Below are 12,445 nucleotides of genomic sequence, written 5' to 3'. Positions count from 1 at the left end.
CGTGCCGCAAAACCAGATAGCGAGACAAGGTATGAAGAAGGAATGGATGGCGCTGGCGGCCGCGGTGCTGCTGCCTGGCGCGGCGCAGGCGGGCACGGCGGCCGAGATGCAGGCACTGGCTGACAAGAACGGCTGCTTTGCCTGCCACGGCATGCAGTCGAAACTGGTGGGGCCGGGTTTCGCCGAAGTGGCGGCCAAATACAAGGGGGATAGCCAGGCAGCCGCGCGGCTGGCCAAAAAGATCCGCGAAGGCGGCAAGGGGGCGTGGGGGCCGGTGCCGATGCCGGCGCACGGGAATCTCGGCGAAGCGGATGCGAAGCAGCTCGCGGAGTGGGTGTTGAGCGCAGGGTAGGAACGCTGGAGGAAAAAAGGTTGATCGCCGAATCGGGATAGAGAGCCAGAGGCATGAGCGAAATGCAGCGCTTCACTTCGTGGGCATGCCGGCCCTCTCCCCAACCCTCTCCCGCAAGCGGGAGAGGGAGCGAACAATCGCACGTTTCCTGCGCTCGCTTGGCGCTCCCGCAGGCGAGTCCGAAAGCCTATCCTTGCCCTCTTGTTTTCTCCCCTCTCCCGCTTGCGGGAGAGGGGCCGGGGGTGAGGGGCGGAGCATCAACGAAGTGCAACGCTTCACTTCGTCGACATGTCGGCCCTCACCCCAACCCTCTCCCGCGCGAGGGAGCGAGCAATCAGCACGCTTATGCCACTGCCGCTGGCGCGAGCGAGCCGGGCTTCCTTACTTGCGCCCAGCGCTCAGGCGCAGCGAGTTGCCATCGCTGCGAAACACCATCGGCTGGACTTCGCCGCGCGCCTGCAGGGCCGCAAGCCGGCCCTGCTGCACGATCTCGCTGACCTTGCCGTGGTCGGCGGAGTGCTCGCAGACCGGGTCCGTCGCGGCGGGGTCGCCGGTCAGCAGGAAGGCCTGGCAGTGGCAGCCGCCGTAGTCCTCCTCCCGGTGGTCGCAGGACCGACACGGTTCCTGCATCCATGCCGTGCCGCGAAAGCGGCAGAACGCCTCGCTGTCGCGCCAGATCGCGCGCAGCCCTTGCGTCGTCACATTCGGCAGCGCCAGCCCCGGCAGCATGCGGGCAGCGTGGCACGGCAGGGCAGTCCCGTCGGGCGCCACGCCGAGGAAGGTCGTGCCCCAGCCATTCATGCACTTCTTGGGCCGGGCCTCGAAGTAGTCGGGCACCACGAACAGGATCTGGCAGCGCTTGCCGATGCGCGCCCGGTACTCGCTGACCACGGCCTCGGCCTCCAGCAACTGCTCGCGCGTGGGCAGCAGCGCAAGCCGGTTCTCCCATGCCCAGCCGTAGTACTGGGTATTGGCCAGTTCCAGGTATTCCGCCCCCATCTGCAGCGCCATCTCGATGATGGTGCCGACATGCGGCAGGTTATGCCGGTGCAGCACGCAGTTCATGACCATCGGGTAGCCGTGCGCCTTGATCATCCGCGCTACGCGCTGTTTCAGGTCGAAGGTGCGGGTACTGGACAGGAAGTCGTTGAGCTCGCGCGTGGAGTCCTGGAAGGACAGCTGGATATGGTCCAGCCCCGCGTCGCGCAATGCCGCGAGCCTGGCGTCGGTCAGCCCCACGCCAGAGGTGATGAGGTTGGTATAGAAGCCGAGGCCACGCGCATGCCGCACCAGTTGTTCCAGGTCCTTGCGCAGCAGTGGCTCGCCGCCGGACAGGCCGAGCTGCACGGCGCCCAGCGCGCGTGCCTGGCTGAACACATCGCACCACTGCGCGGTGTCGAGCTCCGCCGTGTGGCGGGCATAGTCCACGGGATTCGAGCAGAAGGCGCAGTGCAGCGGGCAGCGGTAGGTCAGCTCGGCCAGCAGCCACAGCGGCGGACCGGGCGGCGCGGCAGCGACGGCGTCAGACCAGCCAGCCGCGTTCGGTCGCATGTTTGACAAAGGCATGTACCTCCGGGGCGATGCCCTGCACGCCGAATGCGGCCTGCAGGTCGTCGATCAGCATATCGAGCGTATGGCCGCCGTCGCAGCGCTGCAGGATCGCGGCGGCGCTGTCGTTGAGCGTGACCATGCCTTCCGGGTAGAGCAGCACCCAGCTCCGCTGGGCCTCTTCCCATTGCAGGCGAAAGGTCCGGTGCAGCAGCGGGCGGGCAAGATCTGTCGAATTGGCTGTCATGGCTGGGCTTGCTGGATGGCGTCGAGCATCGACCAGAGAACGTCGAGCTTGAACTGCAGGATGTCGAGCGCGCGCTGCTGCTGTGCCGGGGTACGGAAGTAGTCCAGCGTCACGCGCAAGCCGTGGTCGACGTCGCGCTGCGCCAGCGGGATACGCGAACGGAAGTAGTCCAGCCCGGCGGCCTCGACCCATGGGTAGTGGGTGGGCCAGCCCGCCAGGCGCTCCTTGTGGATCGCCGGCGCGAACATCTCGGTCAGCGACGAGCACACCGCCTCCTGCCACGGCGCGCGGCGCCCGAAATTGACGTAGGCATCGACGGCGAAGCGCACGCCCGGCAGCACGTGCCGATGATCCAGCAGCGCCTCGCGCTCCAGCCCTACGGCCAGGCCCAGCCGCAGCCAGGCCTCGATGCCGCCGGGCACGATGTCGGTGCCGTCATGGTCGAGGATGCGCACGACCCACTGCCGGCGCGTGTCGCGGTCGGGGCAGTTGGACAGGATCGCGGCATCCTTCAGCGGGATATTCGCCTGGTAGTAGAAGCGGTTCGCCACCCACGCGCGGATCTGTTCGGGCGAACACTGCCCCGCCGCCATGCGCCGGTTGAACGGATGGTGGATGTGGTAACCGCTCTCCTTGGCGCGCAGGCGGGCCTCGAACTCTGCCGGGCTCCATGCAATGGGGTGTGTCATAGCGCGATTTCCATGCCGTCGCAGGCGAGCTCGATGCCGTGCCGCGCCAGCTCGGCGCGTTCGGGCGAGTCTTCGGCCAGCACGGGGTTGGTATTGTTGATGTGGATAAGGATCTTGCGGGCGGCGGGCAGCCGGTCGAGGATCTCGATCATGCCGCCGGCTCCGGACAGCGGCAGGTGGCCCATGTCGGCGGCGGCCTTGGCGGAGAAGCCGAGCTCCTGCATTTCGTCCTCGCGCCAGAAGGTGCCGTCGACCAGCACCACGTCGGCGTTGCGCAGTTCCGCGAAGACGCGGTCGTCGACACTGCCGAGGCCGGGCGCATAGAAAGCGCGGCGCCCGCTGCGGCAGTCTTCGATGCGCAGGCCGATGTTGTCCCCCACACGCGGGGCATTGCGGCTGGGGGAGTAGGGCGGGGCCTTGCTTTGCAGCGGCACGGCCGTGAGCCGGATGCCCTCCAGCGGCGGCACGGTGAACGGCGTGCCGTCGCAAGGCAGGACATGCGCCTGCACGCCGCAGTAGTGCGACAGCACGCGGGTCAGCGGAAAGGCCGCGCCGAGGTCGTCGAGGACCGCTGCGGTCGCATAGAGCGGCAAGTCCTGGCGGTGCTCGCGCAGCATCAGCAGGCCGGTGACGTGGTCGATCTGCGCGTCCATCAGCAGCACCGCCGCGATGGCGCTGTCGCGCGGCGCGCGCGCCGGCTGCAGCGCGGGCGTCTGGCGCAGTTGCTGCAGGATGTCAGGCGAGGCGTTGACCAGGATCGAATCCGGCCCGTCGCCGGACAGCGCGATCGACGACTGCGTGCGCGGCGTGGCCCGCACCGTGCCTCGGCGCACGCCGTCGCAGTTGTGGCAATTGCAGTTCCATTGCGGGAAGCCGCCGCCGGCGGCCGACCCCAGTACCCGGATGGTTGTCATGGCGCGAGCGCTTTGTCGTGGGGCATGGCGTCACGGAGCAGGCGCATGGCCCGGCAACGCGGGCGTTGCGCCTGTCCCGGCGCGATCAGCGGTTGGCGATATACATCGTGATCTCAAAGCCCAGCCGCAGCTCGGTGTAGGCAGGGGTGGTCCAGGTCATGTCTCTCTCCTTGTATGGCATGGTTAGTGAATATCGTCGTGGCACGGCAGGCTGGCTGCCGCATCCCTCTCAAGGCAACAACCATGCCCGACATGTCCACGAGTACCGCCTGCTTCTACCTGCGCACGCCGGACGTCCAGCGCCTGCATGTGCGCCTGGCCGGCGCCGCGGACGGCGAGCCATGGCTGGTGCTGCACGGCGGCCCCGGCAGCGGCTGCCCGCCGGCGCTGGCGGCATGGTTCGACCCGCGGCGGCACTACGTGGTCATGCCGGACCAGCGCGGCGCCGGCCGGTCCAGGCCGGCGGGGTGCCTGCGCCGCAATAACGTGGACGCGCTGCTGGCCGACCTGGAGCAGCTGCGCCGCACGCTGGGCATCGAACGCTGGGGCGTGGTCGGCGGATCGTGGGGGGCGGCACTGGCGCTGGCTTATGCCGCGCGCTGCCCGGATGCCGTGGCGGCGCTGGTGTTGCGCGGGGCGTTCCTGACCGGGCGCGACGATGTGTTCAACCTGTTCTCGTCGCGCCATGGCGGCCGCATGCTGCAACGCGTCGGGCCGCTGGGCGAGCGCCTGCCCGATGCCCGCGCGCGCCTGCTCACTGTGTCACGACTGTTTCAAAGTGGGACACCTGTCCAGAAACGGGACACCGCCGCGGCGTGGCGGGCGAGCGAGCAGGCCTTGCTCGGCATGCCGCCGCGGGTGCGCTCACGCCGGCAGTCCCTGCGCGAGCGCGAGGCGACCGTGGCCAAGTACCGCATCCAGGCGTACTACCTGCGCAACCGCGCCGGCCTTGGCAAGCCAGCCTTGCTCAGTGCGGCGCGGATGATTGCCGCGCAGGGCCTGCCGGTAACGCTGCTGCATGGCCGGGCCGATGCGGTCTGCCGCCCCGCCAATGCGCTGCGCCTGCTGGCGGCGATGCCCGCCGCGCGCCTGGAGTGGGTGGACGGCGGGCACCTTGCCGGCGATGCGATGGGTGCGGCACTTGCCGCCGCCATCTGCGCGGCCGGCGGGACTCAATCGGGCTGGTGCGGCAGCGCGCGCGCCTCTTCCATTTTCCGGTAGACCGTATTGCGCGAAATGCCCAGCGCCTTGGCCGCCGCCGAGATATTGCCGTGGTGCGCCCTGACGGTGGCGACGATGGCCTGGACCTCGACCTCGGCCAGGCGTGTCGGCTGCATCGGCTGCGTCAGCGGCGTGCCCTGCGGCCCGCTCGCCGGGGCATGGGCTGCCGGCACGGCCGCCCGTGCCTGCCGTTCGCGCAGGTCGTCCAGGAAATCGTCGGGAAGGTGGTCCTCGGTGATCTCGGCTTCGCCTTCCGCCATCAGCCGCGCGGTGCGCAGCAGGTTGCCGAGCTGGCGGATGTTGCCCGGCCAGTGGTAGCCCCGGAACATCTCCATCACCGCGCCCTTGATGCGCGGTGGCGCGCCTGCGGCATGCTCCTGGCGCAGCAGCTTGCCCGCCACCACGTCAAGATCGCTGCGCTCGCGCAGCGCGGGCAAGCGCACCACCAGTCCGTTGAGGCGGTAGTACAGGTCTTCGCGGAACTGCCCGCCGGCTACCATCTCGCGCAGGTTGCGGTTGGTAGCGCACACCAGCGAAACATCGATATGGATCACCTTGCTGCTGCCCAGCGGCTGCACCGCGCGCTCCTGCAGCGCGCGCAGCAGCCTCCCCTGCAGGTGCAGCGGCATGTCGCCGATCTCGTCCAGGAACAGCGTGCCGCCGTTGGCCAGCAGCATCTTGCCGATCCCGCCCTTCTTGCGGGCGCCGGTGAAGGCGCCTTCCTCGTAGCCGAACAGCTCCGATTCAATCAGGTTCTCGGGGATCGACGCGCAGTTCACCGCGATGAACGGACCGGCGCGGCGCGGGCTGTCGGCGTGGATGGCGCGCGCCATCAGCTCCTTGCCGGTGCCGGTCTCGCCCAGGACCATCACCGGGATGTCTTTGCCAATCACCTTGCGCAGCTTGCCGATCACGGCCCGGATCTGGGTGTCGCCGGTGTCCAGCTCATCCAGCCCCTCGGGCGCGGACGGTTCGGCCCGCGGGCGCTGTGGCGCCACGACAGCCTCGCGCGCGTCCGGCCGCGCTGCGTCGACGCCGGGCATCGCGCTCCGGCTGGTCTTCCATTCCACGCGCGCGCTGACCTTGACGCCGCTTGGCAACTGCAGCTGCACCGTGGCCGCCGGTGCCGCGCGCACCGCGTCGAACAGCTGCGACATCGACAAGCCGAACAGCGAAGAGAACGTATGCGCCTGCAGCGCGCCGTTGGAGAGGCCCAGCTGGAACTGCCCGCTGCGGTTCGCCGACAGGAAACGCCCGCCCGGAGTGAACGATACGATGCCTTCCACCAGCGTGCCCAGGAACTCCGCACGCGAATGGAAGCGGATGCAGACCATGTCGCGGAAGGCGTTGCCGAACAACTGGTTTTCGATCATCTGCGCCGACATCCGCACCAGCGCCATGGTGTGCTTGTGGAAACCGCGTTGGTCGCCGGTCACATCGAGCGCACCGACGGTCTTGCCGTAGGGGTCGAGGATGGTCATGCAGGAACACGTCAGGAACTGGTTGGCTTCCAGGAAGTGGTCGGCGCCGTGGACCAGCGTGGCGCGGTTCTCGGCCAGCGCGGTGCCGATCGCGTTGGTGCCGCGGGACGACTCCGACCAGTCCGCGCCGGCGCGCAGCGCCACCTTGTCGGCGCGGGCGAGGAAGTCGTCGTCGCCCAGCGAGTGCAGGATCAGGCCGTCGGCGTCGGTCAGGATCACCATGCTCTGGGTGTTCACGATCTGGTCGTAGAGCGTTTCCATCACCGGCAGCGCATAGGTGAACAGTGACTGGCTGCGTTCGATGCGGGTCTTCAGCTCGCTCTGCAGCACCGGGCAGAAATCCGGCGACTCATAGGGGCGCAGGCCGTAGGAAGCGGAACGCTGGTGGGCCTGGGCAATCAGTTCGGCGCGCTCGGGTTGCGCGGGTTCACCCGCCGGTGCGGCTTGGATGGTCATCGAAGTGTCTCCTGTGGAAGGTCGCCCGCGATCTTTGCGCGGGTCGCTGCCGGCGCCTTCAGCGGGCGCGTGTCCGACAGTGTTGCGCCATGAAGCAAGACGCTTGCCAGAGTGTGGCATTCCGGGACACCGGCGCGGCGATGGCTTGTGCCGCTGCGGCTGCCGCGGCCCTAGCCGGCGCTGCTGCGACGCGGTTCGGCGTCCCGTCGGACCCGCGTCGGCCCGCTGGTATGGCTCTTGCGGAAATGGCGTCAAACACAGAACCCATTCACCGCAGGAGACATCCATGAACACGCAGCGCCATTTGCTTGCTTTGCTTTCGCTTTGCGCGGCCCTTGCCGCACCGGCTACCGCGCTGGCCCACGGCGACGTCACGCCACAAGCCGTCGACACCAAGGTCCTGCCACAGCTTGGCGACGAATGGCGTCAGGACAATCCCTACCGCACCGGCGCCGCGCAGCAGGAAGCGCAGCGCATTGGCAGCTCGGCCTACAACCAGAACTGCGCGCGCTGCCACGGCCTGGAAGCGGTGTCCGGCGGCATCGCCCCGGACCTGCGCAAGCTCGACGGCGACTGCGTGTCGCTGGCCGATGCCAGGAAGAAGCAGGCCTGCATGGGCGAGATCTCGCAGTTCTACACCACCACCGTGCGCAAGGGCCGCACCCGCGACGGACGCGTCTACATGCCGCCATTTGACGGCGTGCTGAGCCAGGAAGCGGTGTGGGCGATCAAGACCTACCTGGAATCCCGGCGCGAGTGAGCGCCGGGCATGGTTTTGCAGGCCATGCCGTTCGATATGCCTTTGCGCATGCCCTTCCAGTAACCGTCGTCATTCGATTCCAGGAGAGACCTCATGCCTGCCAGCCCAGTCAGTGGCCAGAGGCTTTGCCAGACCCACGCCGCTCCGGCCGCACCGGCCGCACCGGCCGCATCGATCCGGCGCCAGCTGTGCGTCGCCTTGCTGGCAGCCGGCGCGGTGCTCTGGGCGCAGCCCGCGTTGGCCGACCTGGCCAGGATCCGCCAGAACGGCTCCCTCAAGGTTGCGGTCTACAAGGGCCTGCCTCCTTTCTCGGCGGTGGCGGGCAGCCAGTACGACGGCATCGACGTGGCGCTGGCCAGGGCCCTGGCCAGCGAACTGGGTGTGTCGGTGTCGCTGCTGCCGTTCGATGCCGACGAGAACATGTCCGACGATCTGCGCTCGATGGTCTGGCGCGGGCACTACCTCGGCTACGGCCCTGCGGACGTGATGCTGCACGTGCCGGTCGACCGCGCCTTTATGCGCGCCAACGACAAGGCGCTGATCTTCGCGCCTTACTACCGCGAGACCTTCGTGCTGGTGCGCGACCGCGAGCGCGTGCCGGACTTGCGCAGCCTGGATGACCTGGCGGGCCAGCCTGCCGGTGCGGCTGCCGGCTCTGCCGGCGCCAACGCGCTGCTCTCCGGCGCGGGCGGCGCCTTGCGCGACAAGGTGAAAATCTACCCCGAGGCCGGCCAGGCTCTGCGTGCGCTCTTCGCCGGCGAGATCGCGGCCGCGATGGTGACCCGCGCGCAATACGAGAGCGCGCTGCAGGCCGCCGGCCAGTCAGCGGCGCGCTTTGCCACGGCGGACGTCAGCTCGCCGCTGCTGCCGTCGCGCGGCTGGGCCATCGGCATGGCGATCAAGGCCGGCGACAAGGAGCTGGCGCAATCGCTGGAGAATGCGCTCGACGCGCTGCGGCGCAAGGGCGAACTGGCGCGCATCTTTGCCGGCTATGGCGTGACGATGCAGGAGCCGTGAGGCGAGCGCGAACGCCGTCACGGGCTGGCCAGCGCCGCGGCCGCGTACAGCAGCAGCGCCACCAGTATCACCGCGGTGAAGCCGGCGTGGATCGCGACCAGCGTGGCAAGGACAGCCGCCACCACCGATGCGCACGCGTTGATGCCCCAGGCCCAGGGCACCAGCGTTTCGTCGCGGGCCGCGACCCGATCCAGGCCCAGCGGAAAGGGCATGCCCATCAGGAACGCAAGCGGCGCGATCAACAGCACCGCGATCGCAATCCGCGCCGGATCGGGCAATGCGATCAACAGCCTGAAGACCGCCGGCAGCGCCGCGAGGTAGAGCAGCGATATCGCCCAGATGCCGGCGACCGCCATGGTCGCCTGCCGCCCGTCGCGCGCGCGCAGGCGCTGCGAGTACCGGCTGCCCAGCCCGGCAAAGCAAAGGAAGGCACACAGCACCACCGCGACCGCATATAGCGGATGGCTCAGGAACAGGATGAATTTCTGGATGAAGGCGATCTCGACGAACATGAAGCCCACGCCGACCGCCAGGAAATAGAAGCCGACGCGCCATGCGCGCGGGCCGCCGCTGGTTGCCGCGCTCGCGACCGGCTGCATGCGGGTGCGTCGCCGCAGGACGCGGAGCGGTACCACGATCAGCAGCAACGCCGCGGCGGTGGCCTGCAACAGCGTGGCGACCAGCACCGGATAGCCCCATTCCAGCAGGGGCAGGCCGCCCTGCGACTTCAGCGCCAGCAATTCAGGCAGCGTGCGCCATTTGAAGAAATGGAAGAAATAGGGCTTGTCGTCGGTGGCGGGCCGCACGTCGAACTTGTATTCCGACAGGAAACGCGCGCGTTCGGGACCTAGCAAGGCTTGCGCAATCTCGAAGAAGTAAGGCTTGTCGAGCACGTTGTAGCGATTGGCCTCGCCTGCCTGGATGCCGGGGTAGTACTCGACGTCGAACGAACGGGCGCGGCAGAAGGCCTGCAGCGCGGCAAGCTCCGCCGCGTCGAATTCGCCGTTCTTCACCAGCAGCGTTGCCGTCTTCCAGCCGCGGATCAGCACCAGCCGCAGCGCAGGCGCCGGCACGTCCATCCCTTCCATGGCGGCCACGGCGGTGGCGAACAGCCTGGGGATATCGCGCGGCGGCAGCGTGACCCAGCGCGTGATCGCCAGCATGCCGCCCGGGCGCAGATGGCGCAGGTAGCCCTGGAAGGCTTCCACCGTATAGAGATAGCTCTCGGACAGCGCATACAGACCCGCCGAAGACGTGCTGAAGGAATCGAGCAGGGCTACCTGGATCAGGTCGTAGCGGTCCTTTCTGGCCGCCAGGAAGCCGCGCGCCTCGCCGGTGAAGACGCGCACGCCCGCTGCGCTGTACGGCTTGCCCGAGAACGCGGCGAACCGGCCCTGGACCAGTTCGATCACCTGCGGATTCAGCTCCACGGCATCGACGGCGCTGGCCTGATGCCAGATCGCCTGCAGGACGTCGGCCCCGGCGCCGCTGCCCAGCACCAGCACCTCAGGCTTTCGCAGCAGGTGGAACGGCAGGGCAGAGGTAAGGTCGTCAAGGTAGGCCAGCGGCTCGCGCCGGCCGTCATAGCGGTTAAGCGCGCTGAGCCCGTCGCCATCGGTCAACACGGCCAGTTGCGGCGGCGGCTCGGTGCTGGCATTCAGGCTCAGCCCGGGCGCGTGACGCAGCGGGATCGAAGGGCTTTCCACCACCGTGACCAGTCCGAGAGGACTGGAGCGCTGCGCCACCACTCGTGCATCGCCGATGCGCAGCAGCTGGCTCAGCTCCTTGTACTCGGATGGCCGCAGCGCGATCCATGCTCCGGGCACGGCAGCCGGCGCCATCGCCGCCACCAGCAGGAACGCCGGCAGCCATCGGCGATGCCAGCGGCATTCCACGCACGCCAGCGCGGCCGCTGCCATGCCTGCCGCGCTGACCAGCCGCAGCGCCCCGACCGGGCTCAGGGCGAACAGCGCCACGATGATCCCCAGGCAACCCAGCCCGGCACCCAGGATGTCGAAGCTGTAGACGCGATGGACTTGCGTGTCGAAGCGGGAAAACACCAGGCAGACGCTGGTCGCCGCACAAAAGAACGGCACGAACAGCAGCAGGTAGAGCAGCAGCAGGCGCAGCGGTTGCGATGGCTCCCACAGGATTTCCAGGGGATTGAAGGCGACCTGCTGGGCAATCGCGAAACAGGCCATCGCAGTGGCGCCAAAAAGCAGGGCGCCCGCAACAAAGGCCGGCATGAAATGGCGCAGCAGCGCCTGCCGTGCGAGGGCGACCAGCGCGCCGGCAGCGCCATAGCCCAGCAGGGCGACGCTGATCATCATGTAGGCGAAGTGGTGCCACAGGATGATGGAAAGCAGCCGCATCAGCAGGATTTCATAGCCCAGCGCGGCGGCGGACAACAGGGCCAGGGCGAGCAGCGGCGGTCGTGGCATGGTGCCGGCGCCGCGCTATGGCTTGCTTACCAGCGGCACGAACCTGACCGGCAGGATTTGCCGGGTGGACACGGCGCCATCGGCGGCCTTCTCGACCAGCAGCAGGTATTGCGTCATGAACTGCGCGCCCACCGGGATCACCATGCGGCCGCCCGGCTTGAGCTGGCGGATCAATGGAGGCGGCACATGGCTGGCCGCGGCGGTGACGACGATGGCGTCATACGGCGCGTGTTCCTCCCAGCCGTAGTAGCCATCGCCAACCTTGCATGCCACTTGCTGATAGGCCAGTCGCTTCAGCCGGCCGCAGGCCTGCCGTCCCAGCGGCTCGATGATCTCGATGGTGTAGACCGCCTTGACCAGCCCGGCCAGCACAGCCGCCTGGTAACCCGAGCCGGTGCCGATCTCCAGCACGGTATCGCCGGGCTTTGCCATCAGCAGGTCAGTCATCAGCCCGACGATATACGGCTGCGAGATGGTCTGGCCGTGGCCGATGGGGAGCGGGCGGTTGTGATAGGCGTACGGCTTCTGTGCATCGGGGACGAACTCGTGCCGCGGCACCTGGCCCATCACCGCCATAACGCGCCGGTCCAGCGTGTGCCTGCCGCTGGTTGCGCCGGTTTCGGCGGCGATCGATGCGATCTCCTTCACCATGTCGGCACGCTCGGCGGCGCTTGTGTCCTCGGCGCCGGCGCTGGGCCATGGCAGCGGCATGGCAAGGGTTGCAGCGAGCAGAAAGAGGGCGGGTGACGGTTTCACGACAAGCCCCGGTAGGTTGCCTTATGGACATCGTAGTCACGAAAAGTCGCGCCCTCTAAGGGCTCCGGCCGGGGCGGGTAATTCACCCACCAGAAAAAGTGGAATCCAGTGCACTTTCAGAAACTTTTGAAAAAGACTTGCCACTTTGTTTCGGAGGCCCTAATATTCGCCCCCTCCTGCAGCGCAAGCAGCAATGCAAGCCCGCCGGAGGAAGTGGTTGTTGAGATTTACTTCGGCTGGCAGCGCCGGTCGGAAAAAGAAATTCACGAAAGCAGTTGCTAAATCGTAGAAAATTCTTTAAGATCTCGTTTCTTCGCTGCTGACAAATCAGCGCGACGCGATAAGCAAAGCGAATCGCGAAAGTTCTTTAACAAACAAACACCGATAAGTGTGGGCGCTTGATTAACGGATGCGAAAGACTTCGGTCTTTTAGCTTACAAGTTATACAGTGCTCGCACAGCAAAACGTGACTGGGTCTTCGGATCTGGTCAGTCAGTTTTCTGAGAGTGAGCGACCGCTCGAAAGAGCGAGACCCGCGAGGGTCACACAGAGATTGAACTGAA

General features: G+C 67.7%; 12 protein-coding genes. 4 read left to right on the top strand and 8 right to left on the bottom strand.

The window, feature by feature from the left end; genetic code table 11:
- The first annotated feature begins 31 nt into the window (after positions 1-31).
- Entirely contained in the window at positions 32-352 is a 321-nt protein-coding gene (locus tag VSR71_RS33665) for a c-type cytochrome (protein WP_342917800.1), read from the top strand.
- Positions 353-733: 381 nt separating this feature from the next.
- Here the strand turns inward: VSR71_RS33665 and pqqE are convergent, their stop codons facing one another.
- The 5 genes from pqqE to pqqA all read right to left on the bottom strand — a co-directional run bounded on the left by pqqE (position 734) and on the right by pqqA (position 3,910).
- Complete coding sequence (gene pqqE, locus VSR71_RS33660; RefSeq protein WP_342917825.1) at positions 734-1,903, bottom strand: pyrroloquinoline quinone biosynthesis protein PqqE; 1,170 nt, start codon at positions 1,901-1,903, stop codon at positions 734-736.
- Positions 1,875-2,147, bottom strand: coding sequence for a pyrroloquinoline quinone biosynthesis peptide chaperone PqqD (pqqD, locus tag VSR71_RS33655; protein WP_342917799.1), 273 nt, complete (start codon positions 2,145-2,147; stop codon positions 1,875-1,877). Before pqqD ends, pqqE begins: the two co-directional genes overlap by 29 nt.
- A complete protein-coding gene (gene pqqC, locus VSR71_RS33650; protein WP_342917798.1) occupies positions 2,144-2,836 on the bottom strand; it encodes a pyrroloquinoline-quinone synthase PqqC in 693 nt (230 codons plus the stop codon). The genes pqqD and pqqC overlap by 4 nt, the downstream gene beginning before the upstream one ends.
- A complete protein-coding gene (gene pqqB / locus VSR71_RS33645) occupies positions 2,833-3,750 on the bottom strand; it encodes a pyrroloquinoline quinone biosynthesis protein PqqB (protein WP_342917797.1) in 918 nt (305 codons plus the stop codon). Before pqqB ends, pqqC begins: the two co-directional genes overlap by 4 nt.
- A gap of 85 nt (positions 3,751-3,835) precedes the next feature.
- Positions 3,836-3,910, bottom strand: coding sequence for a pyrroloquinoline quinone precursor peptide PqqA (pqqA, locus tag VSR71_RS33640; protein ID WP_012355514.1), 75 nt, complete (start codon positions 3,908-3,910; stop codon positions 3,836-3,838).
- A gap of 83 nt (positions 3,911-3,993) precedes the next feature.
- Between pqqA and VSR71_RS33635 the strand changes: the two genes are divergently transcribed.
- Positions 3,994-4,971 (top strand): alpha/beta fold hydrolase, encoded by a 978-nt coding sequence (locus VSR71_RS33635; RefSeq protein WP_342917796.1) that lies wholly within the window; start codon positions 3,994-3,996, stop codon positions 4,969-4,971.
- Here VSR71_RS33635 and VSR71_RS33630 read toward each other — a convergent pair.
- On the bottom strand, positions 4,923-6,908 hold the full coding sequence (locus VSR71_RS33630) for a sigma-54-dependent Fis family transcriptional regulator (RefSeq protein ID WP_342917795.1): 1,986 nt from the start codon (positions 6,906-6,908) through the stop codon (positions 4,923-4,925). The two genes, VSR71_RS33635 and VSR71_RS33630, sit on opposite strands and share 49 nt — an antisense overlap.
- Positions 6,909-7,194: 286 nt before the next feature.
- Between VSR71_RS33630 and pedF the strand changes: the two genes are divergently transcribed.
- Together pedF and VSR71_RS33620 are read left to right on the top strand one after the other, a co-directional pair.
- Positions 7,195-7,668, top strand: a complete 474-nt coding sequence (gene pedF, locus VSR71_RS33625; protein WP_342917794.1) for a cytochrome c-550 PedF — start codon at positions 7,195-7,197, stop codon at positions 7,666-7,668.
- Between the two features lie 93 nt (positions 7,669-7,761).
- The gene (locus VSR71_RS33620; RefSeq protein WP_342917793.1) at positions 7,762-8,685 is read left to right on the top strand and encodes a transporter substrate-binding domain-containing protein; all 924 of its coding nucleotides are present in this window, start codon (positions 7,762-7,764) and stop codon (positions 8,683-8,685) included.
- A 17-nt stretch (positions 8,686-8,702) separates the two neighbouring features.
- Here VSR71_RS33620 and VSR71_RS33615 read toward each other — a convergent pair whose 3' ends face one another.
- On the bottom strand, positions 8,703-11,126 hold the full coding sequence (locus tag VSR71_RS33615) for an SAM-dependent methyltransferase (protein WP_342917792.1): 2,424 nt from the start codon (positions 11,124-11,126) through the stop codon (positions 8,703-8,705).
- A gap of 15 nt (positions 11,127-11,141) precedes the next feature.
- Positions 11,142-11,837, bottom strand: coding sequence for a protein-L-isoaspartate(D-aspartate) O-methyltransferase (locus tag VSR71_RS33610; RefSeq protein WP_342917791.1), 696 nt, complete (start codon positions 11,835-11,837; stop codon positions 11,142-11,144).
- Between the last annotated feature and the right edge of the window lie 608 nt (positions 11,838-12,445).

This window comes from Cupriavidus oxalaticus (assembly GCF_038900635.1).
Lineage (GTDB): Bacteria > Pseudomonadota > Gammaproteobacteria > Burkholderiales > Burkholderiaceae > Cupriavidus > Cupriavidus oxalaticus_B.
This window is presented reverse-complemented; position numbering and strand designations above follow the sequence as displayed.